The sequence below is a fragment of the Alteromonas sp. Cnat2-8 genome (genome assembly GCF_022348355.1).
GTDB classification, from domain to species: Bacteria; Pseudomonadota; Gammaproteobacteria; order Enterobacterales; family Alteromonadaceae; genus Alteromonas; species Alteromonas macleodii.
Window position 1 is genome coordinate 178106 of sequence record NZ_JAKREX010000007.1, and the last position, 26462, is coordinate 204567.

Genomic DNA, 26462 nt, shown 5'->3' on the forward strand with positions numbered 1-26462 from the left:
CGCATTTATAGATGATAATAAAAGTCAATGAAGTTGAAATTACTGAAGTTGTCGGTCAAATACCTGAGCGTGTATACGTTATACGAATAAAGCGAAATCACAGCGCACTTAACGTTCTATTTTAACGAATAATAACCCAGCAATAACTGGTAGGCGTGAATGACGTCTTGGGCTTCCTGTTGCGTTCCTCCCTTATCAGGGTGAACCAACTGCAGGGCTTTTTTATATACTCGTTTTAGTACCGACAAAGAAACATGTTCATCTTGGGGCAGGCCCAGAAGCGCGTGGGCATCAGCAATATCTTCCTGCTCAAAGGTGTGCGCGTTTCCTGAGGCCATGCGATGCCAAAACGCATTGAGCAGTGCATCTACACTTTTTCTGTCGGCCTTCTCAAAATTGCCCCAGTCCAAGTAGTATTCAGCTAAGGCATCAGCTTCGGTTATTGCTCCAACCTTATCCTGACTTTCTTTATCTTTATAATTGTCGCTGTGGGCACTTTCTTGGTTTAGCTTAATATTAAGAGTATGAATGTCTAGCACGCCTTCGCCCTGCTCTATCCAACGACGTTTAAGTTGATAAAGGGCGTGAAACACAATGAAATGGGTTTTAAAGAGCATTAAAGGCTCTCGTAACGAAGCGTCATCAAAAAAGCGATATGGCGCTTTTTTCAAAATCTCAATGAGCTCATACTCGCTCACACCACGTTGAAAAAGCAGCTTTTGTGTCGATAACGTATCAACAAGTAGTTCGGCTTGAAGCACGTAAGCTTCGCTGGCATCAGGCTGATTTTGCAAAACTAATTACCTTGCTTTAAATAGGGTTCATCCAGGGCCTGCTGGTCTTTGATGTACGTTAAAGACCAACAGCCCTAGTGTACAAACATGTTAAATATTGGCCTAGTACCGATTTTATTGCTAGAAAGTAATCCAAAACGCAACGTTCACTGTTAAAGTAGCTTAGTAAAAATAAAATAATAACTTTGGAGTTCACTTGAAAGCACTCATTGCCCTTACCAGTATTGTCGGTTTTCTTATGGTGGTATTACCCGGCCCCCTTTATCAGTATGCCGGTGTGAGTTTAGGCACCGCATTTACTTCACTGCGATTTGGCGTTTATGTGGGCGGCGCAGCGTTGATACTCATTATTTTGCAGGTTTTGATTAACCGTAAAAACGTTAGCTGGGGAAGCACCTTTATCTGTGCCATTCTTGCCCTGGTTGCTGTAGGAATGCCGGTGAGCATGATGAGCAAAGCCAGCGCAGTTCCTCCGATCCATGACATTACTACCGATGTCACTAATCCGCCGGAGTTCGTTGCAATTGCTCCGCTACGCGAAGGTGCGCCTAACTCCATCGCTTACGAAGGCGGTGAAGTCACTAAGCAGCAACTAGAAGCTTACCCTGAAATTAAAACTCAATTGCTGCCGCAACCTGCAAATGAGGTCTTCATCGCTGCAGAAAAAGCCATAGAGGCGCTTGGATGGGAACGCGTTAATGAAGGCGTATTGCCGAACACCTTAGAAGCCACCGACACCACAGCGTGGTTTGGTTTTAAAGACGACGTAGTTATTCGTCTAACCGCTAAAAGCGACGACACACTGGTTGATATCCGCAGCAAATCACGAGTAGGGAAAAGTGATTTAGGCAAGAATGCTGAACGTATCGAAACCTTTATGGCAGAGCTTAGAAACCAACTTGGATATCACTAAAACCTGACCACCCGCTTAAAAAACAAAGCCCGTTCGCACTAAGCTAACGGGCTTTTTTGTAATTGGACCTAACTTTAGTGGGCCAACTTTAAGACAACAACTCCTGCAACAATAAGCGCTACGCCGAAATATCGTGCCAATGACGAGGGATCGCCATAAAACATAACACCCACTAAAAATGTGCCCGCGGCGCCTATTCCTGTCCACACAGCGTACGCCGTTCCAATTGGAATTTGTTTTTGCGCCATCCATAAACAAAAACCACTGGCAGCCATAAACCCAACCGCAAGTAAAATACCCATTACGCGGGTTTCCGCCTCTTGTGACATTTTTAGTCCAACAGGCCAACCAATTTCCAGAAGGCCCGCCACAATCAAATAAATCCAGCTCACCAGTCTATCCCTCTCTTCGCGCTCATCGTCAACTATCACAGATGCGTAGCGTACCGTCTTAAATCATAAAGCGTACTCGACGCGTCGTAATATTTTGCTATTTAGCGCTTTTGCCTTACAAACTCGCCAACTGAATACTTACCATACCTAATACCGCAGCATTAAGACGGTTAAACCAACGCCAGAAATTAGGGCGCTGCATATGGTGTGCAAAACGTGCGGTTAAGGTACTCAAACCTACGAACCAAACCACCGATGCACCAATAGCTCCACCCACAAACCACCATTTATTTTCTTGCCACTGACTCGCTAAGTTTCCCATCAATAATAAAGTGTCTAGGTAAAAGTGGGGGTTTAACCAAGTTACTGCCAACGCAATGAGCAATGCTTTTTTGAACGACAGTTGCTTTTTCGCCATTTCTAAAACAAGCGCGTCGTTGGCCAAAGATGATTTTATTTTGTTAAAAGCAATCCACAGTAAGAACGCAACACCAGCCCACTTGGTGATAGACACCAGCATTGGGTATTCCTGCAATAGCAAGCCAAAGCCCATCGCTCCTAAGCTTATTGAGATAGCATCGCTTAGGATAAACAGCAGGACAAATAAGGTTGTCCACTGTCGCTTCATCGATTGCTCAATCAAAAAACTGTTTTGTGCGCCTACTGCAATAATTAGGGTACCGCCCATCACGAAACCACTTGTTGCTGCCGCCAACATGATAAATGCCTCTTAGTGTAAATAAGTTCAAACGCCGTAGCTGTAACGCAGGTTAAGGTTACATGCTGAATAATTGGCTTGATTTTATACACCTTGAAAGACTAAATTAAATTAATGATATTTGTTTTGAATAAGCAAAATTAATACTTATAACCTTCTTTTCACAGGTAGTCATTAATGTTGGATTACGACGCGCTTCGATGCTTTCATGAAGTGTTACGCTACGGCGGATTTGAAAAAGGTGCACAGGCCCTAAACCTCACCCAGTCGGCGGTATCGCAAAAAATAAAACGGCTAGAGCAGAGTGTCGGCGGCCCAGTGATGGTTCGCACCAAGCCGCTTCGCGCTACGCCACTGGGAAAAGAGCTGCTGGCGCATATTCAAAAAGTAAGCGTATTAGAAGAAGCGCTGAATATACAAAGTGGATTAGAAGCGTCGGCTGCACCTATAAGCGTTGCCGTGAATAACGATGTGCTGGCTACCTGGTTCTCGCAAGTAATGGCCGCGTTTAGTGATAAGCGTGCCAACCCGATTCATATTGTTAATGCGGATCAAACTCAAACCCGAGACATATTACAGCAAGGCCGTGTAATGGCTTGCATTAGCCAAACAGGTACACCCGTTACCGGTGGGCAATCTTTAAGACTGGGAACCATGCGCTATCAACTTTATGCATCGCCTCGCTTCATTGAGCGATACCTGCATAAAGAAATATCACCCCAGAGCGTGATGAGTACACCGGGTTTGCTGTACGACGAATACGATGTGACTTTGCTGACTGATTATCAACGAGAGTGTTTAAACATAGCCCCCTCTTTTACAACTTGTCATTGGTATCCATCGTCTCATGGCTTTGTCAAAATGGCGCTAGATGGCGTGGTGTGGGCTTTGCTACCCACGCTTCAAGTTGAACAAGAGGTTAACGAAGGCGATCTCGTTCCGTTATTTCCTCAAAAAGAGCTTGGTGTACCGTTATTTTGGCATTGGACAACCCTTGAATCGGCAGCGCTGGCCGACTTGACCAAAGCCGTAAAAAATATAGCGAAAGCGCAGCTTAAATGACCCTAATACACTGCGTGTGTGATACGTTGCTGGAAGGTTAATTAAGAAGACGCCAATTGAGCCGTCTTATGCTTCTCCTTAACGCTGTACATCAGTTTATCTGCTTTATTTAACAGAGTGGTGAGATCTTTGCAGCGTTCATTTGTGATATATGTGCCTACGCTTGCCGTAACAGAAATAACAACGTTATCGGTTCTAATATCCCTTTCCAGCAGACTGGCTTCTATGCGCGCAGCCAAGCGCTCAGATTGTCCTTCACTGTAACAGTGGCTTAGCACCACAAATTCATCGCCGCCAAGGCGCCCTACTGCATCTTGGTCTCGGCATCGGCTCAGCAGAATTTTAGCAATAACCTGCAGCACCTTATCGCCACAATGGTGCCCATATTGATCGTTAATCTCCTTGAAGTTATCAACGTCGATAAATAGCAAGGTTAAATACCCTCCTTCCTTGTTGAAGTTAGTAAGCAGGCTTTGTGCTATTCCTTCCCATCCACTACGGTTTAGCACTTTACACAAGGAATCTGTAGACGCACGTTTGAATGCACTTAGCCTGTCGTCATCGAGCTTTTTTACCTTTCTCGACGTGGCAATAGCAAAAATAAACGCTTCAATAGTTATTCCCACAATAAGTCCGTAGCGGTACATAAACGCTGACACGTCTGAAAAAACCAATCGAAACATCATGGAAAACACCATGACAGCAATACCCATTAATACTAAGTTTGAGCAATGTACTTTGCGGTAGGCGGCGTAAACACAGCTTGATAGCGTACAGGTCATTGTTATCAGCGTGATAAGACTTAGCGTACTATTTACTCTCATCGCATCAGAAGTGGACAGAATGATCTGCACAAATGAAAGTGCCAGTGCCGAACACGCCATTCCCAGAATAAACTGGCGCTGCCATACTTTTAGCAGTGCTTTGAAATCGAGTAGTTGATCAAGAAACTTTACCGCAGCAAATACCGTGATCCCTGCGAATAACAGATGCAGTTTAAAGTTCGAGAAAAAGGCGACATGGGGAAACGCAATGTTCAGTAACCCTTCTTGAAGCAAAAAGAAAATTGCCGCACTGAGCACATAGAAACTGTAGGAGTAAAAGCCGTAGTTGCGCATACTCGTTCCCAGCATTCCTACGTACAAGGTTAACGCTAAGCAAAAGCCGATGAACAAGCTTAATGTGAAGGTATGTATTGACGCCAACGTCTGAAAATCATTTAACGTAGCGATATTTAGCCTGACAGGTCGCTGTACCTGAGAGTTAATATCCAAAAATAGACGCTTATGGGTATTATCTATTGCATAGGACTCAAATGCGCCGGTTAACTTGGGGACTTTTTGCATCTCGCTGTCATACAGCTGATTATAAGAAAGGTAGTTTCTTGGGAAATAGAGAACGTGAGTCGCGTTGACGTCGCAGCTTAACGAAAGTCGCTGTGCACCTTCTTTAAGTACGATAGACAGAGCACTATCGGTATCAGTATCAGAAGTACCATTTTCAGCATTAATGACGCACGCTGCATTGGCAAACGTGCCGAACGTCAGCAAAATCAACCCAAACAACAAGCGAACAAAATTACGCGACACTCCACATGCCATAGATTTGCTTCCTACTGGTACCGCAGCTAAATCCGTGTAGCAAAAATATCCCTGTACGGCTATTACACAAAGATGAGTTATGAGTATTTATATTCTGGTATAAAAACTCACACCCATTAAGCTTAGTTTAAAAATGTGAGAACGCTGAAAAATATCCTGCGGAATGACAAGAAATGTATATTTTTCCTATGCGGAGTTAGCTGCTAGCGCCGTCGAAGGAAAAATCAATACCACTAACACCATTTAATTTGGGCTTTGCGAACAAGAACCCCTGAAATCTTTGTACACCCGCATGTTGCAACCACAGCCACTCATCAATCGTTTCGACGCCTTCTACCACCAAGGGAATTCCCATAGAGTTGGCAAACTCGAGTACAGCCTCGGTTATTGCTTGTCGATGCCCGCTTTCGTGAATGCCTGTCGTTATTTTTCTATCTAATTTAATTTTGTCTGGTGTGAAGTCTGCGAGTAACGATAACCCTGCGTACCCTGCGCCGAAGTCATCTATAGCGACTCTCATGCCTCGTGAACGGATCTGCTCAATTGCTTGGTAAAATGTGTCACTTTCGCTGATTATTTCTGTTTCGGTAACTTCGATAACAAGCTGCTGTGGTTTCAATTTATTGCGTTTAACCAATTCGTGAAGGTAGTCTGCGACGTTGACGGTGGAGGTAATCGCTCCGGGGCATAAATTGATGGATAAAGACTGGTCTGAAGATAGCAACGCAGCGCCTTGCTTAATTGCTATAGCTTTGCTTTTTAGGTCAAAATCGTACTTTTCCGGCCCAACCAGCTCCTCCAAAATAGTCTCAGGGTATCTCCCATCGTTACTTCTGATTAGGGCTTCAATTGAAGAGACACGAGCTCTGTAGGTATCCACAATAGGCTGAAAGGCAAACTGAATGTCAGAGTTTTCGAAGGGTTTAACTGCTTTCTCTGACGTCGTAACGTTAGCTCTTACGTCTTTGCGCGCGTTATCACTTAAACAAGTTCGCCATTTCCCAGAAGCAAAGCTGTTGAGAAGCGCAAATATCCGGCTTTCCCGGCTAATATTAATGTCCGAAGGTAACCAATAGCAGCGGCTTCCTTCTGCGACAGAAAGCGTTCTTAAATGCCAATCTCCAAAATCGCGTTTGTGAATGACCATTTCGGTCACTTTCATAATGTTGCTGTGACGACTGTCTGTTTTTATATGTTCGAAAAGCGCGTTTACCTTCTCACAATCTCCTTCAAGCACTTGAAAGAAGTATTCCCCATCAAACAAAAGAATACCTGTAATGTGGTTTTTCGCATTAAATGGCAGTGAATCGTTTGTTATTTTAAGAAGTTCATTTTCATCAATTTTTACCGTCGACTGACTTCTGTAAACTAACTGCTTAAGCACGGGTTGCCTCTTGTTAAACTTTGTTTTCATCCCTGCTTCGAACTAGCTGCAACCTCTTTTTACAGCTTTCTTTTCATAGTGTGGGGCAAAGTATAGTCTTAGAAACGAGAATCTCGCAAAGTCGGTTTAGGTAACTTTGCTTAACTTGAATTAACGTCTTTCAATTGCGGGAATCTCAATATATGCATCGGGATCAGATTCTTTTAGGGCATTAAGTTTACGTTTTATTGTCGCTCGCTCATCAATAGTTTCACCAAAAACCTGTACATGTAAGTCGGCAATCAGCGCCTTGCCCTGTTCATTGGTAATTATCCCTAGAAGCTCGCCAGCGTGCATAAACCCTTGTACCCGATATTTCTCAGCATCGACCTTTTTACCGTTTTTGCTGGCTGTATAAAGCGCGATAAGCTGTTCGGTACAAGCATCTAAAAAACGTACCTTCTGTTTCTCATCAATCATTATTTTATTCTTTCCTTCGGTGGCTTGTATTCAAACACCTTAGCGAGATTTTGATGTTATGGGTAGATGTAAGCTTAACTATGCGCCTAACGCCGACTAAGTTAGGCCTATCGATTACTTCAACTAAAGTTCATTGGTGAAATAGCCATTTGATGCCTACGCTCTCATTAGTGCTAGAAAGAAACTTTCTAGGTAGTCACCGTTAAATTTATGTGAGCATCACTATGCGAGTTCAAATAGCGTTAGGCTTGGTTGCGGCCTTAGTATTTGCCCCCGTTGTTGTTGCAAAGGGAAATGCTCATCATTGGGAAACGTCACCCCATCATTTATCTGCATTGGTAGGTACCACTTACACAAAAGAGTGCGGAAACGCTTTTACACTAGGTATCGATTACGAATACCGTGTGAGCGACTTTTTAGGCGTAGGCTTTGTGGCTGAATACGCGTTTGAAGACTTAGACGCTTACACCTACCTGCTTGTTGCTGACCTGCACATTACCAATAATTTTATTGCACAAATAGGCCCCGGCGTTGAGTTTCACGGCAGCCATAAAATGGAGGTGGCCCGGTTAGGCTTTTTGTATGAGTTTGAAGTATCGGGGGTTACCATATCGCCGCAGCTTCATTACGACTATCATCGAAATCATAAAAGTGCAGTGGTTGCTGGTCTGGCAATTGGTATGTCGTTTTGATTACAGCGCAATTCTGCGCCGTTTTTAGCTTTTTATATGACGAAGGCTTTTAATCTAACGTTAATCTTCTAGAAAGTTCTTTTTAAGTAAGTCTGTTTAGTCTTATCTGTGTTCAATTATCAGACTGAGAGACTACGATGAAAAACTTAGCTTTAGCACTAACCGCCCTTCCCTTTATTGCTTCAGCATCCAATGCAGTTGCATTTGAAAAAGGCGACATTCTCGTCCGAGGTGGCTTTGCCACGGTTGCACCTGATGAATCGTCTTCAAACATTAACGTGGGTGACGACTTGGGCTTTGGCCTGACCATTGATAACAACACGCAATTGGGCCTCACCGCGGCCTATTTCATCACGGATAGAGTTAACGTAGAAGTATTAGCCGCAACACCGTTCACACATGACGTTAATTTCGCTATCGATAACCCATTAGGAACAGGTAACCAGCTAGGCGAAGTAACCCACCTTCCGCCCACAGTGACGGTTAACTATTACTTTAACGATCCATCAAGTGTTTTTCAGCCCTATGTGGGTGCGGGTCTAAACTATACGTTTATTTATGACGAGCAATTTACGGGAGCTAATGAAGAGGCAGGGCTTAGTGACTTATCTCTTGATAACTCGTTTGGCTTAGCCGCACAAGCGGGAATAGACTATCAGTTAAGCGAAAGATGGTTTTTGAATGCCGCCGTTCGTTGGATAGAAATAGACACAGAAGCAAGCTTCAACCTAGGTGATACCCGGGGCTCTGTGAGCGCTATTGAAATAGACCCCTTTGTCTATGCTATTTCGCTAGGTTACCGGTTTTAGGTAACCGTTTAATGCGTAGGCAGTTATGAGTGGAAACCCAGTCTTGAGCTGAGAAGCCTAAAATAAACAAAAGCTAATCTACGACTTAAGTTTTTATTCATTGAGTTTATGGATAATGTACAAGACTCTGCTAACGCTAATTGTGACTTTTCAATAGTTATCGGCGTCTTGAGTGTTATGAATAACAAACTTGAGGCGTCTATGCATAATTTAGAGCCTATTTTTTTACTTGTTTTAATTGGCTTTTTTTCTATCGCGAGTCAGCTAATAGCCTATCGATTGCGCCTACCTGCGATTTTGTTCTTACTGCTTTCAGGCCTGTTTATGGGGCCAGTAAGCGGCATTTTTAACCCCGATGCGGTATTCGGCGATTTGCTGTTTCCGATTGTTTCTTTATCTGTTGCCATAATTTTATTTGAAGGTGCGTTAACCTTAAATCTTCAGGAACTTGGCAACCATAAGAAAACCGTTATGCGGTTATGCTCATCAGGAGCCATCCTTTCTTGGTTGATTGTAGCGCCTGCTGCATATTATCTAATGGGTTTAACGTGGGAATTAGCCTTTCTATTCAGTGCTATCGTGACGGTAACGGGCCCTACTGTGGTAATGCCCATGATACGCGCCGTTAGACCATCTAAGAATGTTGCTCAAATCTTAAAATGGGAAGGCATTGTTATCGACCCAATCGGTGCTATTTTGGCTGTACTGGTATTTGAATATATTGTGTCTCAGCAAAATGCGTTGAGCCACACGCTGCTTGTTTTCTTTAAAACTGTGGCGGTTGGTATTTTCTTCGGCTTGGCAAGTGGATATGTATTGTCCAAAGCAATCAAGCGAGGATACATTCCTGAATATTTGATCAATACATCTGTGTTGATTTCCGTGCTCATTAGTTTTGAAGCATCAAACTTGCTTGCGCACGAGAGTGGATTACTTGCTGTTACCGTAATGGGTATGTTTTTAGCCAACAAACGTGACATAAAAGTAGACGATATTGTAGAGTTCAAAGAGACCCTTTCCGTACTGCTTATTTCTGGGTTATTTGTCATCCTTGCCGCGCGAATCAAGCTAGAGGAATTATATGCGATTGCTCTTCCAGCAACGCTTTTACTTCTAGTGATGATTTTTATAGCAAGACCGCTCAACGTGTACTTTTCTACAAAGCGCTCGTCGTTAATATGGCAAGAGAAATGGCTGATATCTTGGATGGCACCGCGAGGCATTGTGGCTGCCGCAGTATCTGCGTTATTCGCTATTAAGCTCGACATGATTGGCTACGCAAACGCCGACATTCTTATTACTCTGGTCTTCTTTGTTATTGTGTTTACCGTTACGTTACAAAGCTTAACCTCTACGCACATAGCCAAAGCACTAGATCAAAGAGAAGAAGCTGCTAAGGGTTACCTTATCTTTGGCGGCGGTCACTTCGCGAGAATGCTGGGCAAAGAATTGATGTCGTTGGGCTACACAGTAAAGATTGCTGATACGAACTGGGAATCCATTTGCGCTGCAAGAATGGAGGGAATACCTACTTATTTTGGAAACCCAAGCTCTGCACACGCAATGAGGACAATGGATTTAACCGGCATTGGCAACGTACTGGTCATGTCTAGTTATAAACATTTAAACCCCATTGTTACTCAGCACTTCCAGTATATTTACGGTGATGAACACGTGATGGGCATTAGTCACAACGATCAAAAGGGATTTGAAGGCCATTCTTTGAGCGAACATTACCTGCAATCTTTGGGATTATTTGGAGACACAACTTACTCCAAACTGGCTAGCCAGACTTCCAAAGGCGCGGTGATAAAACGCACTGCATTAACGGCCTGCTTTACGTTTGATGACTACAAAGCCAAGTATATGAGTCAGTTTACCGCGCTTTTCTTTGTGGACTCAAAAGGCAAGCTTACTGCATTTAAGAGTAAAGAGAGTACACCTCCCGGTGAAGGTTGCCAGATTATTAGCCTAATTAGCCAGATGGGTTAAAAGAAGAGCAAAAAAGAGGGGGAATTGCTTCCCCCTACTTCATTTCATCGTAATGAATGGTTTCCTCAGGCATGAGGTTTTCCACCAGCTGGTCGAGGTTGTCGACCACATCCTCAGGCTCTTCAAACAACGCAACGTGGAACATTGCATCACCTTCTTGTACCAAAGGTATGTTTTGTTTACCAATGATGATACCTGAGCGCGGCGCGATGACATCGTGAACGTAAGTGCCTGTAGGACTACAGACCTGCGCTAAGACATCGCCTTTTTTTACGTGATCGCCCAGTTGCTTCACATCACGCACTATCCCGCTTTCAGGTGCACGTATCCAAGAACTTTTATTCGCAATAAAAGGTTCAATTAACGGCTTTTTACGGCGTCGCTTCGCTACCATGCCAAGGCTGGCTAGCACGTTGTAAATACCCTTTATTCCTGCTCTTATTGATAGCTCGTCAAATCTTAACGCTTCGCCCGCCTCGTAAAGCAAAATACGAGTACCAGACTCCGAGGCCGCCTGTCTCAATGAACCATCGCGCAAATTGGCGTTGAGTAACACCGGAACGCCAAACGCTTTGGCTAAGCTTAAGGTGTCTTCGTCAGCCAAATTCGCACGAACTTGTGGCAAATTGCTTCGGTGAATTGCGCCGGTATGCAGGTCGATACCGTAATCGCATTTGCTAACAATTTCAGTCAAAAACAAGTTAGCTAAACGCCCCGTTAATGAGCCTTTGCTAGACCCAGGAAAACTCCTGTTGAGGTCACGGCGATCTGGCATATAACGGCTTTGCGTTAACATGCCATACACATTCACCATAGGCACCGCTATCAAGGTTCCTCGAGTTAGCTTAAAGGTGTCCGACGCTAATAAACGCCGAACTATTTCAATACCGTTAAGCTCATCTCCGTGAATGGCCGCACTTATGAATATTGTCGGCCCCTGACGCTTTGCTCTTATGACTTCAACGGGAATAGACATTTCCGTGTCAGTGTAGAGCTTGGCAGAAGTAAGTGAAAGCTTAACCCTACTTCCCGCTTTTATCTCTGTATCGCCGATAAACAGTGATGGAATACGAGACATGTATTAGCCCTGCCCACGGGTTTTAGTGTTGTGCGGCTTAGCTTTGGTATTTTCGATAAATTCGATGATCATGTTTGCCACGTCTTTATTGGTAGCATTTTCGATACCTTCAAGACCTGGAGATGAGTTCACTTCCATTACCACTGGGCCATGGCTTGAGCGCAATAAATCAACACCACAAACGTTAAGCCCCATTGCTTTAGCCGCTGCTACTGCAGTTGTACGCTCTACCGATGTAAGTCGAATTAGCGTTGCACTTCCGCCGCGATGAAGGTTAGAACGGAATTCACCTGGAGCGCCTTGACGCTTCATTGCCGCGACCACTTTCCCACCGACTACGAAACAGCGAATATCTGCTCCACCTGCTTCTTTAATAAATTCTTGAACCAGGATGTTCGCCTTAATACCCATAAATGCTTCAACAATACTCTCAGCAGCTTTGTTGGTATCGGCTAACACCACACCTATGCCCTGCGTACCTTCTAGAAGCTTGATTACAACAGGCGCTCCACCTACGTTCGCGATTAAGTCTTTAACGCTATCTGGGCTATGCGCGAATCCGGTTCTAGGTAGACCAATACCTTTGCGCGATAACAGCTGCATTGAGCGCAATTTATCTCTAGAGCGACTAATCGCTACTGACTCGTTAACACTAAACGCCCCCATCATTTCAAACTGACGAACAACGGCCGTACCATAGAAGGTAATAGATGCGCCTATACGTGGAATAATGGCGTCGTATTTGGGTAGAGGCTGGCCTTTGAATCGAACCGAAGGCTTGTTACTGGTAATGTCCATGTAGCAATGCAATGTGTCGATAATATCAACTTCATGGCCACGCGCTTCAGCCGCTTCTTTAAGACGTTTGGTAGAGTAAAGACGTTTGTTTCTCGATAAGATAGCGATTTTCATAAATGCTCCTTTGTTTTTTTTGTAGACGATTACGCAAAAACAAAAGTCACAAACTTTTATAAAAAAAGGCGACATCTGAAATGAGTCCAACTTAATGGGGTCACTTCAATCGTCGCCTTTTCTTTATTTACTCTGAAATAGAAGGAGCTGTTTCCTTTTTCTCCGATTGCGCGCTTACCACATTAGAGAGTAATGCCTCTGGCATGGCTGAGCTTATTCCCTTAAGCAACCTACCTAAGATATCGGCGCCCGTGATAATGCGGGGCTTTTCTCCCCACACAAGCACTACATCCACATCAATGGTGCCATCGTGATGGGCATCTAACGATTCCTGCGCTTTTAGATGCCAAATTACATCTCCCAGCGTTAAGTTCTCGTCGCGAACAATTAACGGCCTGTGACAATAATCGTAAATATCAAATGGCTTGTCGGTATCAAACAATGCTGCGCGAAGTGCACCATCCGCGTCTAAAATAAGGTGCGGCTGGTTGTTTTCATCCGCCAATACAACCCAGTTGTGTCCGCTACGGTTAATTCTACGAAGTAATTCGTCAGAACTCTCACGCACAAAATCAGGCACTATTGGGAAGTCCACTTTTGTAGGTAATGAAATAATGGAGTCAGGGTCTAGTAACTCACCTTCTTGAGACACGCGAATATCATCGATTGCCAGAAAGTTCAGTGCTCCAATACCTTCAACGTGATCAACCTCCGCTTCTTCGGCTTCAACGTGCTGTTTTAACACGCGGCGAAGATCACGGTCTCGCATGTATTCCACACCCTCTTTGCCTAACCAGCCATCGAGAATAAGTGCAGAAGGCTTGGCTACAGGATATAAAACCAGCTGATAAAACCGCAGCGCAGGCGACAAGATTGACGCCATTTTCATCGCGTTTCTTGAAAAATAGGCCTGCGGCAAGATTTCACCAAAAATCGTGATAAAGCCGGTAGAGAAAATAAACGCACTGGCACCAACAAGTACCGAGTCAGAAAGCAGCGTTAATAATACGTTTATCCCAACATTACCCCACAGTATGGTAGTAAGCAGAAAGTTCGAATCCTGTCTTAACTTAAGGATTTTCTGCGCGGATTTATGCCCATGAGACACTTCCATCTCTAGCTGCAATCTGTTGAGCGAGAAAAAGGCCAGGTTCAACCCGGAAAACATCGCTGATTGTGAAATACAAAACAATATGCCCAACCAAATGTAGAGCTCTTGTTGAGTAAGAGAAAACTCCATAAAAACGTCCTAAACTTGTAGCGTTAAGTTAACTACATTAGTAACAAAGTACCGAGACCTAGAAAGGCAACAAAGCCCACAATATCCGTCACGGTGGTGAGTATGACCGACCCCGATAACGCAGGGTCAATATTGAATTTTTCAAGTAATACAGGAACAAAAATACCTGCAATTGCGGCGGCAATGATATTAAAAAGGATCGCAAGTCCAATAACTAACCCTAGCCAAGTATTGCCAAACCAAAGCATAGCAACGGCACCAATAACAAACGCCCAAATAACACCATTTAACCCACCTACTTTTAGCTCTTTAACAAGAAGTGCGCTTACGTTTGCTGAGTTCACCTGCTTCAGCGCTAACCCTCGGATGATTAACGTCAATGTTTGACTACCTGCAATACCTCCCATGCTAGCGACAACAGGCATCAATACCGCCAAGGCAACCACTTCTTGCAAAGTAGCCTCAAATAAGCCGATAAATGCACTTGCCAGAAAAGCGGTGAGCAAATTTATCCCCAACCATAACGCACGCCCCTGGGCACTTTTTCTAACCGATGAGAACAAATCTTCATCCTCATCCATACCCGCACCTGCCATCAGCTGGCGTTCATGCTCTTCAAACGAGAGTTCGGCTGCGGTAGTGACATCCAGCCTACCTATCAGCTTTTGATTTTCATCTACCACCGGCAGTGCACCGAACCCAGAAAGCTGCACGGTTTTCGCTGCCATTGCGCAGTCTTCGGTGTCCCTTATAGTGGTCACATCTTCCAACGCTACATCGACCAAAGGTAAATGCTCTGGCAGTCCGTGTATCTGCGATATCTCCACTGCCAAAGAAAATTGACCAGAACGGTTCGTCAAAAACAAGAGGTCGCAGTGTTTAGGGGTTTCCCTTCTAATCAATCGAAGCGCGTCTCTTACTTTCGCGTTGCTTGGCAGCGATAAAAAGGAATGCGACGCCCAGTGACCAATTTCCTCTTCACTATATTCGTTAGCTTGGGTGAAATACGCTTTTTGAACTTTATCCATCGCCAAAAATGCTTGTTCCACTAGCGCTTTGGGTAAAGAGTCAGCCAACTCCAATAAGTCATCAGCCTCAATGTCAAAAAACAACGTCTGCCATAACGATGGGTCTGTTGAATTAATCAAAACCTCTCGTGGGTCGCTGCGCATTTCTATCAGTACATCTAGCTTTTTCGCGTCGGCAATGGTGTCCCATAATGACAAACGCTCATCAATAGGAAGGGATTCCAGTAAAAGCGCCAACTCTTTTTCATCAGCTTGTGCTATCACTGTGGCGCTACCAAGAAGCTCTTCATTTGCGGGCGAGTGTTGAATCACTTCTTCAACCAATGTAGGCAATATTTCAGACATGCCGCATTCCTTAATTCCAAAAACTACGGCTACTGACGAGCTTTGATTCAATAAAGTCACATTTTTTTGTGACTTTTCTTCATGTGCCCTCGTCTTTTTAACCAATACTTAAACTAAAGGCTATCTAGTAGGAGACATCGCAGTCTGTACATAATGTAGTGTCACGACAGACGCATCATCCTAACGGCATATGGGGTTGAAACGTGGACTTAGATGAAGAAAAGCTCAGGCACTTACTAAATGAAGATGTAGACGGGGTTAATGAGAACCAGTCTCTGGAAAAAGTATTATCCGATGGCAAAAAGGTTGTTGCGGTTAAAGATGTGGCGAGCTTATTTGTTGGATGGGTTTGGGTAGTATTTCTAGGGTTTGGCGCCTCTCTCTACTCGGCAAAAAGGCAATACGAAAAGCACGTATCAGCCAAGAAAAAACCTTTAAGAATAAAAAGTGAAACAAATTTAGATAAGGAATATTAGCATGGACCTCAATATATGGGCGCAGTCCTTCAGTAATGCATTTAACCGGTTTTGGACCGAAGTAGCCGGCTTTTTACCTAATTTAATTGCAACCGTAATCGTTGTGCTTTTTGGCCTGTTCGTGTCGAAGGTATTAACTAAATGGGTAGCAAAGCTTCTTGAAAAATTAGGGTTTGACTCGCTCTGCGAAAAGCTGGGTATTCACCGATTAATAAATTCCATGGGATTTAAAACTCGCGGTTCTGAGTTAATTGGCAAATTGCTTCACCTGTTTTTCATTCTGATAATTTTAGTAGCAGCTGCAGAAACCTTAGGGCTCGAACGCTTCTCGGCAATCCTTGACGAATTCATTCTTTATCTGCCTAAGCTATTTGGCGCACTGCTAATTGCCTTAATCGGACTTTTCATTGCTAAGACTGGTAAGAGTCAACTTGAGACGTCTTTAGAGAACGTTGGTGTTGAATACGGCGCCGCGGCAGGACGAGTGTTGCAACTTCTTGTTCTGTTCATAACCTTCTCTCTCGTTATTGGTCAGCTAGAGTTAGAAACAGAATTGTTGAATACAATTTTTACTGTGTTAATTGCGAGTTTAGGCATTGCGCTGGCCTTGGCACTGGGACTTGGTACGCAAACAGTGGCAAATAGTATTGTGTCTGGCATATACGCCCGTGAGCAATTACTGCCAGGCGATGAAGTAGAGTTTGAAGGTTTCGTTGGCAACGTAGTGTCGGTAAGCACAGTAAACACGTTATTGGAAAGCAAAGAGGGTAAACGTCTGAGCATTCCGAACCAAGACTTACTTTCAAGCAAGTTTGTAGTCACCAAGCTTGGAGCTACAAAGCGTACAGATAATAAAACGTGAGATAAGACATGAACGATCTAGAGAACGAAGTGATTCGTCTCTCTGATCGGCTGTCGCAACTCAGTGATGACGAATTAGTGCGTATTGCAAAATTGCAGCTTCCTTATGTGACTACAGCGTATGAAACTATATTTCACCGCTATCATAAAAAGTTACTGCAGATATGCTTCCGTTATTTGAAATCAGCCGAAGAAGCAGAAGAGACGGTAAATGATACGCTTCTGATTGTATTTAATAAAATCAACCAGTTCGAAGAGCGAGCAAAATTTCGAACTTGGTTGTACAAAATTGCACACAATCAAGCATTGACTCGCTTAAGAAAAAAACAAGCAGAACATGTTGAGCTTAATGAAGCGTTACCAGAAATAGAAAAACACGAGGAGCAATCTCAGCAAGACCATACTAATGAGCAACAACAACTGAACAAACTCCTGGACTTACTCAGTCTTGAAGAGCGTTCCATTGTTGTTTTTCGCATGACGGGAAATCTAGAGTTCTCCGAAATATCACAAATACTTGATGTAAAACTCAGTGCAGTGAAAATGCGGTATAAACGAGCCCTAGAAAAAATGGCAGTGTCTGCCAAGAAAAGTCACGTTAGCGAATAAAGTTTTCGGAGTATCAGGTTTATCTTTGCTGCCCTTCCAGCAAGATACAATCCCTTTATAGGGATGATCTGATACTCCCTTTTGGAGACAGACAATGACAAAACTTACTATAAATAAGTCTTGGGCTTTCATGGCGGTACTTTTGGTTGTAACTGCATTGGCGTTACATGCCTATCTGACCGAACGCAGCTCAACAGGGCTTCCCAATATTAACCCTGCTCCCGAAGTGACCTTGCGGTCGATGCCAAATTTTACTTCTATTCAAGATGTTAAAGAGAAAAAAGAACGTTTTTTTAATACGTTATATCCGCTTATTGAAGAGGAAAATCGCCATTTATTAAAAAAGCGTGCCGCGATAATAAAACTGCGCGAACAAGAGGTGTTAACCTCCCATCAATCGAAATGGCTTAATAAAATAATGTCACATTATGCCATTGACGAAACCCTGCCATTAGAGAATAAGTACGAGATTCTATTGCGCCGAGTAGACTATATTCCCCCTTCGCTTGTGTTAACCCAAGCGGCGATTGAGTCGGGCTGGGGAAGCTCTCGTTTTACACGCAAAGCGAATAACCTATTTGGACAGTGGTGTTTTGAAAAAGGATGTGGTGTGGTGCCGTCATCGCGAGATAAGGGCAAACAACACGAGTTGGCTAGCTTCAAATCTGTTAATGGTTCGATACGCGCTTACCTAAAGAACCTCAACACTCACTTTGCCTACATAGAGCTAAGAGAAACCCGGGCATATCTGAGAGAAGCTGATATTCCCCTAACGGGGCTCGCGCTCGCTAAAACCTTAACCCGTTACTCAGAGGAAGGCGATGCGTACGTTGACAAGGTATCAGCCTTCATAAAATTCAATAAACTATCCCGTTTTAATACCAGTTTTGAACAAAGTCTTGTAGCCTCAAACAATGAATAATTTTATTCCGCTGAGCTTGGTACAAAACTATAACGTTGAGGAGACTCGATGAACGATTTCATTGCTTTTGTAAACCGACCTGTCTTCGAGTTTATGTCTCGTGAATTCACGGTTGGCATGCTGATCCTAATCCCGTTAATGCTAATCGTGGCGGTATGGCTACTTAAATTCATTTCTAAAATTATTCCACGCTTGCTTATCAAAAATGGAGTAACACCCGACGCGGTGCACTTAATTAATCGCGTTGTGCAGATATTGGTGCTGGTCATGTTAGTGATAACCACCCTCGATATCTTGAATGTCCCGTTAACTGCTTTCGCCTTTGTATCAGGTGCAGTAGCGATTGGTGTTGGTTTTGGTGCGCAAAATATAATAAACAACTTTATAAGTGGCTGGATCTTGATGTGGGAGCGGCCAATTCGCATTGGAGACACATTAGAAGTAGATGATACCCGAGGCCGAGTAGAAGCCATTAATACCCGCTCAACGCGTATTCGCCGTGTAGATGGGGTGCATATGCTAGTCCCTAACAGCAAGCTGCTGGAAAATACAGTCATTAACTGGAATCTGGTGAATACTGAAACGCGAACCTCGGTAAAGGTAGGGGTTGCGTACGGCTCTTCAGTAAGAGAAGTGGAACAACTCATCTACAGTGCCGTAGGCAAGCTTGACGGTGTTCTAAAAACCCCGGCGCCCGCGGTAATGTTTGACGACTTTGGCGACAATGCCCTTAATTTTGAGGTGTACTATTGGCTAAATGCGAGCTCAGAGATGGAGCGGCGTAAGTCTCGTAGTGACCTTCGCTTTCTTATCTGTGAAGCCTTCGAAAAAGCGGGAATTGTGGTCGCCTTTCCGCAACGAGATGTTCATATTGATGGGGAGCTAGTACTGACTAAAACAGAACAGAATTGGCGTCCTTAATGCTGACACAAGATTTCTGCTAGCTGAACAGCTGCGACGCATCAGTGCATGCATCGCAGCCACGCCTTCGTTTTATTCGATTTCACCGATGATTGGTGCGTTTAATTTTATTCTCTGGCTGTTGCGGATAAACTTACTTCCCTGTTCAATCAATTGCTGGCCTTCCTTAATACGCTCAAATGCTTCCACTTGACGATCTTTGGATTTTTCAATCAACGAATTACCCTTTCTAACTTCATTGATGGCATCTTCCCACCGCTCTCCTATTGAAGAGAGTGTGGTCGCTTCAAACGCAACTTCTTTTGGACTAGTGGAAGCGCCTAGCTGTAGTACAGCCAACTGGTAAGCTTGCTTTGCCGCGATGATTTTCTCGGTTCCGGATTGAATAGATCCTTCACCCTCTCTAAGCATGGCACGCGCCTTCTCTAAATCTTTTTCACCTCTTGTTAATAATTTTTCCCCTCTCTCAGAAAGCTTTTTACCTTCTTCCCACATTCTATCTGGGTCATTTGTATAGTTTTCCATGCTAGGTGTTGAAGTACACCCCAATAGGATTACTACACTTGCAAAAACTAAAACCAAATATTTCATTTAATTCTCCTTACTACTAATCGATTCTAACTTAATTAATCTATTAGCTTTCGCTTTTAAACACGTTGTACTTAGAGTTGGACATCAAGATACCCACCGTCATTCCTATTGCAAATGCAGCACAAATCACAGCCGCAACCGGAACAGATAAACCGTTAAAACTTGACGCTATATAAGTATCTTGTTTACTTAAAAGAACACTTGCCGCAAACAAAAAAAGCAGTAAAAGCGATACCGTAGTTGCAATTACTCTCATTCTTTACCTCGTTTTTCTGGGTCTTGTCGTAATAGATGCGCCCCCGCGATCAAAAGTCACAAAACACGAAAAAATAAAATTAAAATTTTTTATCAAAAGTTGTGACTTCGACGTAGTAAAAATCGTCAGTAAGGGAAAGAAGAGGAGATTATATGAAAACTAAAGTCGCAATTTATTTGTCATTAGTTGCTTTACTAGGCGCTATACTTTTTCAAAATATTGATACAATCAGTCTTCAAATTTTGCTTTTTGAGTTTCAGATTCCGCTGGTTTTGTTAATGGTCGTTATGTTCGCGCTAGGAGCGTTAACCTACGGTTTGCTAGATTATTTTAGCGTTAAAAAGAAGAGGTAATGCGTCACTGACGCATTACCAATTCATGCTAATAACGAGTTGCGGGGTCTGAACTAAACCACCTGCCCTGCTGCCCAACCACTGCTCCACGCCCACTGGAAGTTAAAGCCACCGAGCCAACCAGTAACGTCAACCACTTCGCCAATGAAGTACAGGCCTTCGACATTTTTCGCCATCATGGTTTTTGATGATAGGTCATTGGTATCTACACCGCCTATAGTAACCTCGGCGGTGCGATATCCTTCTGTGCCGTTTGGCTTTATTTGCCAATTCTCTAGGGTGTCAGCAATGGCGTCGCACTCGCCGTGAGTCAGCTGTTTCACCGGCACGTTGCGCCAACTATGATACTCAATAAGGCTCTGTACCATACGCTTTGGAAATACTTTATTTAAACAGGTGGCAAGCAATGCGTCTGGCGTCTCTGTGCGTGCAGTCTGTAGAACCGCCGTAGCATCGTCGTTAGGTAGCATGTTGATACTTAAGCTGTCACCCGCTTCCCAATAGCTGGAAATTTGGAGCATGGCAGGGCCGCTTAACCCTCGGTGGGTAAATAACATCGCTTCTTTAAACGTAGTATTGTTGCAGCTGGCATATACATCAACTGCGATACCGCTAAGCTCTGCCAGTGTGTCTTTATCTTTATCGTGCAAGGTAAAGGGAACAAGTGCTGCGCGAGTAGGTAAAACGTTAAGACCAAATTGCTGCGCTATTTTATAGCCAAATGGCGTGGCTCCTAGCTTTGGCATGCTTAAACCGCCGGTAGCAATTACAAGGGATTCACATTCATACTCACCATTCGAGGTTTTAAGTGAGTACCCACTTTCATTCTTTTCTACACTTAGAATGTCGCAACGAGTGGTAATCGTCACATCCGCTTTGTTGCACTCATTTAGCAGTAAATCGACGATCTCTTTGGCGCTATCATCACAAAACAGTTGGCCCAAGGTTTTTTCATGGTAGGCAATGCCATACTCGGCAACCAAGCCAATAAAGTCCCATTGGGTATAGCGACTGAGTGCCGACTTACAAAAGTGAGGGTTTTGCGAAAGAAAGTTTTCAGGGCCTGCATACATGTTAGTGAAGTTACAGCGGCCACCGCCGGACATTAGGATTTTTCGGCCCACTTTTTTGGCGTGATCAAGCACTTCTACGCTGCGTCCACGCGCGCCGGCCTGCGCCGCACAAAAAAGCCCTGCAGCTCCTGCACCAATAACAATTACATCGCGCTTGATCACAATTAACCTCTAGGAAAAACGGCCAATGGATGTGTGGTTATTAGCTGTACGAAGGCGCGAGTACCGGGCTTTATAGCATTTTCGTGGCTTACTCGTACTTTAAGCTCGTCGCCGCAATCTAAGACAACCGCGTAAAGCCGACTTTCGCCTTCGTAGCGTACCCATTCAACCGTACAGTTAGTTTCACTAAGTGTAGCATCTAAGCTTAAATCGTCAGGGCGTACCAACAAGTCTACGTTGCCGCTTGCACCTTGAAGCGGTGTGCCCGGCACATTACCAATATCGGTAACCACTGTTTTGTCTGTATTTGCTGCGCTGCTATCGAACGTCGCACTTAAGAAGCTCGCCTCGCCCATAAAACGCGCCACAAAACGGCTGGCAGGAGAAGAGTAACAGGCTTCAGGTGTGTCTAATTGCTCAAGCACACCTTTATTAAGTATACCCACTCTATCGCCAACGCTTAGCGCCTCTTCTTGATCGTGCGTTACCCAAATAGCAGGTACGCCTGCTTTTTTTAAGGCATCGCGAATTTCCCAGCGCAAGCTGTCTTTTAGCGCAGCATCAAGGTTTGAAAGGGGTTCGTCTAGCAATACAAAGGAAGGTTCGTGAGCTAGCGTTCTTGCTAGCGCAACACGCTGCTTTTGACCGCCAGAAAGACGTGCAGGTTTTGCATCGCGGAAGTTATCTAAGCCTAATAATTGAAGCCAATGATCGGCCAGCTTAGTGTCTTTTAAACGAAAGCAAACGTTCTGCTGAACGGTAAGATGAGGAAACAACGCAAAGTCTTGAAACACCATACCCACGTTACGCTTTTCAGGCGGAACATGTTTGTTTGCTGTACTTTCCCATTCACCTAGGCTCATAGCACCTTCTGAAATAGGAATAAGCCCAGCCAACGCTTGCAAAATGGTGGTTTTACCGCAGCCGGTTGGCCCCACCAGCATCAGGATTTCGTCTTGTCCAAGCTCAAGATTTAACTTGTCGACAACGCGGGTAGACCCATAATTCACTGACAAATTATTTACAATAAGCATTACGAACGATCATCCTCGGTAACGGTAAACTGGGCTTTTCTTTCGCCCGACAGCATGAGAATTAACCCCACACCTGATAATAAAACAAGTAAAAGCCCTGGCACGGCTGCGCGGCCAAAGTAACCCGCTTCGTAAACTCGCCACATATAGGTAGCTAAGGTTTCAAATCCTGTAGGTCCTAACATAAGCGTTGCAGGTAGTTCGCGCATGGCTTCTAAGAACACAAGCGCTGCACCCGCAATCATACCACGAAGGGTTAACGGCAGCGTAATTCGCATAAATGCCTCACGCGGGCTAGCGCCCAGCACGCGAGCGGCTTTTACCAGACCTGAATCAATATTCTCAGCCGTACTTCTTACACTTCCCACAGCAAGTGGGATAAAGCGCAGCACATAAGCCATCACAAGCAAACTTAACGTTTGATAGAGCGCGGGCAACTGCAGGCCAACATAAACAAGGGCCGTCCCCATTACGATACCCGGAACCCCAAAGCCAAAATAAGTAATGCGCTCCATAAAGCGTCCAGCTTTTCCGGCAATAGCGGCGTGAGCCACCGGAATGGCGAGTAATACAGCAACAATTGCTGCAATAAATGACGCATGAGCTGAGTTCCACGCATAGCTAAATTCAAAACCGCCGGCGCCTTCTCGCACTAACCACAGCGTAAAAATAGCAAGGGGAAGCACAATAGCCATAAATACCACCGGCATAGTAGCCAGCAACATTAGGTTTCGCTGCCAGCGAGCAGGAAACAACGATAAATGCTTACCTGGGCGCTCTTGAGCGCCACTAATACGACTTTCTATAAATAGAATAAGCCCAACAATAACCATTAGCTGAAGGCTCAGCATGGCGGCTTGACTAAGACCGAAGGCGTTATACTCAACAAAAATAACTCGGGTAAAAGTGTCAAAGCCCATTATTGCAGGCGTACCAAAATCGGATAACGCATAAAGTGCAGCAAGGAGTGCCCCTGCGGCAACGCTATTCACAACACGCGGTAAAACCACTCGCCATAAGCTTGCGCCTAAGGTTAACCCTAGCGTGCGCGCCGCGTTAACCAAGCTTGCATCTAAACTCAGTAAGCTTGAACGGGTTGTCATCATGACGAATGGATAAGTATAAAGGCTCATGACCAGCGCAGAGCCCCAAAGGCCGCTGATAGGTGGCGTGCTAATTCCCAGTACGTTTTCAATTTCGCCACCTGTGCCAAATGAAAAGTACATCGCAAATGCGCCAATGTAGCTTGGTAGTGCTAATGGCGCGGCAAGTAAAATGAGCCAAAACCGCTTAAATGGCATCTGCACATAAGCGGTTAAAAAGGCAAGCGGTACTCCGATAAGTACAGAGCCAATAATGGTAAGCACCACCAATGACACCGTGTTCGCTAGTACCCTTAAGTTATGAGTATCAAAAAGTTGCGCACTATCTTGAGCTAGAGAAAACAAAACGCCGACGGGCAATAAAGCCATCAGCGCGATAAGAAGTGCCAGTGGATACGACTTTGGCCAATTTGTCACAGTACGCCAACTTCCCTCATAAGATTAAGTGTAGGGCGTAAGTCAGCCAGTTTACGAAGGTCCATTTCAGGCGGTGACAGCGTGCTTAGGTCAGCTAAGCCTTGCGGCTGTTCAACCCCTTGAACCAGAGGTATTTCGTAGGCTTCGCGAGCAAGATAAGACTGAACTTCGTGCGAAAGCAGGTAACGAATAAAGTTAACCGGCAAGTCACCGTCGCTCAATGCCACAATACCAGACGCATTTACTAGGCAACCTGCGTCGCTTTTACTGTACGCAAGCGCTACGTTTGCATTCGGCTTACCTGATTTAAGGCGAAGGGTGTAGTAGTGATTCGCAAAGCCAATATCGACTTCACCACGTTCAACGCCCATCACTACACCAAGTTCACCTGCGTACTTTTTCGAGTGCTTATTAATGCCTTTAAGCCATGATTTAGTGGCTTTATCACCCTCTAAAATGCGCATTGCAGTGACAAAAGACTGAAACGATGAGTAGGCTGGCGCCCAGCCAATTTTTAAATCGCTGTCGGCTAACGCCATCACGCTTTCAGGGATTTGCTCCGGTTTAACACGCTCAGTGTTGTAAGGCAGTGTACGCACACGACCTGTTACCGGTGACCAGCTCGGGTACTGAAAATCTTCACGCAGCTGCGCAGTAAGGTCGTCTGGCAACGGCTTAGCCGCGCCAGCATCAGTTACCATGCCAATCGAGCCCGTGTCTACGGCCCAGAAAAGGTCAGCGCGTTTAACGCCTGCCTTAGTCTCAGCTACGATGGTGTTGGCCAATGCCGCAGAGCCGCCGCGTCTTATTTTAAGATTAAGCTTTGGGTTGCGCTTTTCAATGGCCTTTAGAACATTCTCGTACAAGCCACCTTCACCACGACCTAAGTAAAGTGTGAGATCACCTTCTAATTTAGGCAATGACTCAACTGACACACTGCCTGTTTGTGTCATAGCGTGAGCAAAACTAAACGGCAAACCAGATAATGCACCGGCCGCTGCTAAGCCTTGTAAGAATGTTCTACGTTGCATACACCTTCCTTAAAATACGTCTTTACGACTTTGTTCTACTTCAACCAAAAGTGCGCGAGCGCGGTCAAGTTTGGCCTGCATAGACTCTACGACCTTACGAACTGAATCAACGCCAGTGTCTTTTGAGATAGCTTGTGGAAGCGTTACGTTAAAGTCTTTCTCCAAGTCTTCAACCAAAGCTGCGTTTTTCGCAATCAAATCACCTTCCACACCTTCAAATCGTTGAAGGTAAGTATCGTGAACGAGTGTAGTTGCTACTTCGTGAAGCTGTTCCGCGTACTTAGCAACAACACGATCAAGACGTGTTTTAATGTCGTCGATAACTTCAGGGCCTGTGGTAGGTTCTTTTTCGGTGGTCTGAACCTTGTTCACTAAGCCTTTCTTTTGATACTGGGACGCAAGTTTAACTGCGCCTAACGCCTGCCACAAGGCATGATTTAGCTTCTCTTGCTCTACGCGCACGTCTGCAACAGGCTTGCCTTCATCAATGGCGACTTTCACACCATAAATACCTTGCCAAATAGAGGCGTAAATAGGCACATACTGGGTTTCAATAGCAGAGTGAAAATCCACCTCTTCCCAATACTCAATCAGTGCATCGGTCTTAAGCGATTTATCTTTTGCTTCATACGCATCAACAACACTGCCAAACTTGCTTTCTAACCAATGTACCTCTTCCGTATATTCGCCGATGTGCGCGTGAAGATTGTTCACGTGATCGCCAATGGCACCGTTAGCAAGCGCCTGAGAAGATAGCATCGAGAAAGTGACCGCAGAAGCCAGTACCAAAGCACTCATTTTTTTCAGTGTTGTTGTCATAATTATTCCTAAAACGTTTGTCTTTTCACGCAAATGATACTTATTATCATTAAGCAAGTAAAGGTAACTGAACGAGCCCACATGCTAAGTAACGTAGTGTGTTAGCCCTTATTTTTTCTGCACTTTCGACACAGAATACTACATGTTAGTTCATTAACCTTCACTGAACGTACTGATATTCAACGCTATTTACAGAGCGCCAGATCATACATAGGTTACATTTTAATGAAAATGGCAACCAAGTATACGCTTAACTAAAGAATACCAAGCTGCATAGATAGTTGCCCACTCAGAAGCTTGCCAGACCTTCTCGAAGTGCGAGTAATTAACTATGCGGACTGGTATGAACGAACCTTCACAAACATCTAAACGAAAAGAGCCCGCAACCTTAGTTGCGGGCTCTTGATATTATTAA

The 26462-nt window shown here is 44.4% G+C and carries 28 protein-coding genes; 11 read left to right on the plus strand and 17 right to left on the minus strand.

From position 1 onward, the window contains the following. Nucleotides 1–116: 116 nt before the first annotated feature. A complete protein-coding gene (locus tag MHN00_RS18545; RefSeq protein ID WP_239302026.1) occupies nt 117–794 on the minus strand; it encodes a DNA-J related domain-containing protein in 678 nt (225 codons plus the stop codon). Between the two features lie 196 nt (nt 795–990). Between MHN00_RS18545 and MHN00_RS18550 the strand changes: the two genes are divergently transcribed. Beyond that, nucleotides 991–1707, plus strand: a complete 717-nt coding sequence (locus MHN00_RS18550) for a DUF1499 domain-containing protein (RefSeq protein ID WP_239302027.1) — start codon at nt 991–993, stop codon at nt 1705–1707. A 74-nt stretch (nt 1708–1781) separates the two neighbouring features. Here the strand turns inward: MHN00_RS18550 and MHN00_RS18555 are convergent, their stop codons facing one another. Continuing rightward, complete coding sequence (locus MHN00_RS18555) at nt 1782–2099, minus strand: multidrug efflux SMR transporter (protein WP_014947823.1); 318 nt, start codon at nt 2097–2099, stop codon at nt 1782–1784. Nucleotides 2100–2214: 115 nt separating this feature from the next. Then, nucleotides 2215–2817, minus strand: coding sequence for a LysE family transporter (locus tag MHN00_RS18560; protein WP_014975330.1), 603 nt, complete (start codon nt 2815–2817; stop codon nt 2215–2217). Between the two features lie 177 nt (nt 2818–2994). Between MHN00_RS18560 and MHN00_RS18565 the strand changes: the two genes are divergently transcribed. Further along, a complete protein-coding gene (locus tag MHN00_RS18565; RefSeq protein ID WP_171336954.1) occupies nt 2995–3879 on the plus strand; it encodes an ArgP/LysG family DNA-binding transcriptional regulator in 885 nt (294 codons plus the stop codon). A 41-nt stretch (nt 3880–3920) separates the two neighbouring features. On the opposite strand, the gene MHN00_RS18570 is transcribed toward MHN00_RS18565, so the two are convergent. The 3 genes from MHN00_RS18570 to MHN00_RS18580 form a co-directional block, all read right to left on the minus strand. Then, nucleotides 3921–5468 (minus strand): diguanylate cyclase, encoded by a 1548-nt coding sequence (locus tag MHN00_RS18570; protein ID WP_239302028.1) that lies wholly within the window; start codon nt 5466–5468, stop codon nt 3921–3923. 208 nt (nt 5469–5676) lie between these two features. Next, nucleotides 5677–6864, minus strand: coding sequence for a diguanylate phosphodiesterase (locus tag MHN00_RS18575; RefSeq protein ID WP_041693652.1), 1188 nt, complete (start codon nt 6862–6864; stop codon nt 5677–5679). 150 nt (nt 6865–7014) lie between these two features. Next, nucleotides 7015–7323, minus strand: a complete 309-nt coding sequence (locus MHN00_RS18580; RefSeq protein ID WP_239302030.1) for a hypothetical protein — start codon at nt 7321–7323, stop codon at nt 7015–7017. Nucleotides 7324–7547: 224 nt separating this feature from the next. On the opposite strand from MHN00_RS18580, the gene MHN00_RS18585 reads away from it, so the two are divergent. The 3 genes from MHN00_RS18585 (at nt 7548) to MHN00_RS18595 (ending at nt 10816) form a co-directional block, all read left to right on the plus strand. Continuing rightward, entirely contained in the window at nt 7548–8015 is a 468-nt protein-coding gene (locus MHN00_RS18585) for a hypothetical protein (RefSeq protein WP_014947817.1), read from the plus strand. Nucleotides 8016–8152: 137 nt separating this feature from the next. Further along, the gene (locus MHN00_RS18590) at nt 8153–8824 is read left to right on the plus strand and encodes an OmpW family outer membrane protein (protein WP_239302032.1); all 672 of its coding nucleotides are present in this window, start codon (nt 8153–8155) and stop codon (nt 8822–8824) included. Between the two features lie 177 nt (nt 8825–9001). Continuing rightward, nucleotides 9002–10816, plus strand: a complete 1815-nt coding sequence (locus tag MHN00_RS18595) for a sodium:proton antiporter (protein ID WP_239244778.1) — start codon at nt 9002–9004, stop codon at nt 10814–10816. 34 nt (nt 10817–10850) lie between these two features. Here MHN00_RS18595 and MHN00_RS18600 read toward each other — a convergent pair whose 3' ends face one another. The 4 genes from MHN00_RS18600 to MHN00_RS18615 form a co-directional block, all read right to left on the minus strand. Next, nucleotides 10851–11894: a succinylglutamate desuccinylase/aspartoacylase family protein gene (locus MHN00_RS18600; RefSeq protein ID WP_061438987.1), complete on the minus strand. Its 1044-nt coding sequence runs from the start codon at nt 11892–11894 to the stop codon at nt 10851–10853. A 3-nt stretch (nt 11895–11897) separates the two neighbouring features. Continuing rightward, nucleotides 11898–12806 (minus strand): 30S ribosomal protein S6--L-glutamate ligase, encoded by a 909-nt coding sequence (gene rimK / locus MHN00_RS18605; RefSeq protein ID WP_061438984.1) that lies wholly within the window; start codon nt 12804–12806, stop codon nt 11898–11900. Between the two features lie 127 nt (nt 12807–12933). After that, the gene (locus tag MHN00_RS18610; protein ID WP_239302033.1) at nt 12934–14046 is read right to left on the minus strand and encodes a DUF21 domain-containing protein; all 1113 of its coding nucleotides are present in this window, start codon (nt 14044–14046) and stop codon (nt 12934–12936) included. Nucleotides 14047–14078: 32 nt separating this feature from the next. Next, nucleotides 14079–15419 carry a magnesium transporter gene (locus tag MHN00_RS18615; RefSeq protein WP_061438980.1) on the minus strand — a complete coding sequence of 447 codons (1341 nt, stop codon included), beginning with the start codon at nt 15417–15419 and terminating at the stop codon, nt 14079–14081. Between the two features lie 203 nt (nt 15420–15622). On the opposite strand from MHN00_RS18615, the gene MHN00_RS18620 reads away from it, so the two are divergent. The 5 genes from MHN00_RS18620 (at nt 15623) to MHN00_RS18640 (ending at nt 19208) form a co-directional block, all read left to right on the plus strand. Then, the gene (locus tag MHN00_RS18620; RefSeq protein ID WP_203229262.1) at nt 15623–15895 is read left to right on the plus strand and encodes a hypothetical protein; all 273 of its coding nucleotides are present in this window, start codon (nt 15623–15625) and stop codon (nt 15893–15895) included. 1 nt (nt 15896) lies between these two features. After that, nucleotides 15897–16757: a mechanosensitive ion channel domain-containing protein gene (locus MHN00_RS18625; protein ID WP_061438978.1), complete on the plus strand. Its 861-nt coding sequence runs from the start codon at nt 15897–15899 to the stop codon at nt 16755–16757. An 8-nt stretch (nt 16758–16765) separates the two neighbouring features. After that, entirely contained in the window at nt 16766–17365 is a 600-nt protein-coding gene (locus MHN00_RS18630; protein WP_171336956.1) for a sigma-70 family RNA polymerase sigma factor, read from the plus strand. A 94-nt stretch (nt 17366–17459) separates the two neighbouring features. Continuing rightward, nucleotides 17460–18287 carry a glucosaminidase domain-containing protein gene (locus MHN00_RS18635; protein WP_171336957.1) on the plus strand — a complete coding sequence of 276 codons (828 nt, stop codon included), beginning with the start codon at nt 17460–17462 and terminating at the stop codon, nt 18285–18287. A gap of 48 nt (nt 18288–18335) precedes the next feature. Continuing rightward, nucleotides 18336–19208: a mechanosensitive ion channel domain-containing protein gene (locus MHN00_RS18640; protein WP_171336958.1), complete on the plus strand. Its 873-nt coding sequence runs from the start codon at nt 18336–18338 to the stop codon at nt 19206–19208. 72 nt (nt 19209–19280) lie between these two features. On the opposite strand, the gene MHN00_RS18645 is transcribed toward MHN00_RS18640, so the two are convergent. Next, nucleotides 19281–19799, minus strand: a complete 519-nt coding sequence (locus tag MHN00_RS18645) for a hypothetical protein (protein WP_061438967.1) — start codon at nt 19797–19799, stop codon at nt 19281–19283. Between the two features lie 43 nt (nt 19800–19842). Next, entirely contained in the window at nt 19843–20055 is a 213-nt protein-coding gene (locus tag MHN00_RS18650) for a hypothetical protein (protein ID WP_061438965.1), read from the minus strand. Nucleotides 20056–20207: 152 nt separating this feature from the next. Here MHN00_RS18650 and MHN00_RS18655 point away from each other — a divergent pair, with 152 nt between their 5' ends. Then, nucleotides 20208–20408, plus strand: a complete 201-nt coding sequence (locus MHN00_RS18655) for a LapA family protein (protein WP_171336960.1) — start codon at nt 20208–20210, stop codon at nt 20406–20408. Between the two features lie 53 nt (nt 20409–20461). Here MHN00_RS18655 and MHN00_RS18660 read toward each other — a convergent pair whose 3' ends face one another. The 5 genes from MHN00_RS18660 to MHN00_RS18680 are packed head-to-tail and all read right to left on the minus strand — an operon-like array spanning nt 20462 to nt 26047. Next, on the minus strand, nt 20462–21643 hold the full coding sequence (locus MHN00_RS18660) for an NAD(P)/FAD-dependent oxidoreductase (protein WP_239302034.1): 1182 nt from the start codon (nt 21641–21643) through the stop codon (nt 20462–20464). Nucleotides 21644–21645: 2 nt separating this feature from the next. Next, a complete protein-coding gene (locus MHN00_RS18665) occupies nt 21646–22677 on the minus strand; it encodes an ABC transporter ATP-binding protein (protein WP_239302035.1) in 1032 nt (343 codons plus the stop codon). Further along, entirely contained in the window at nt 22677–24197 is a 1521-nt protein-coding gene (locus MHN00_RS18670) for an iron ABC transporter permease (protein WP_014975321.1), read from the minus strand. The genes MHN00_RS18665 and MHN00_RS18670 overlap by 1 nt, the downstream gene beginning before the upstream one ends. Then, nucleotides 24194–25228, minus strand: a complete 1035-nt coding sequence (locus tag MHN00_RS18675) for an extracellular solute-binding protein (protein WP_014975320.1) — start codon at nt 25226–25228, stop codon at nt 24194–24196. Before MHN00_RS18675 ends, MHN00_RS18670 begins: the two co-directional genes overlap by 4 nt. Before the next feature lie 9 nt (nt 25229–25237). Then, complete coding sequence (locus MHN00_RS18680) at nt 25238–26047, minus strand: hypothetical protein (protein ID WP_014947811.1); 810 nt, start codon at nt 26045–26047, stop codon at nt 25238–25240. Nucleotides 26048–26462 lie beyond the last annotated feature (415 nt).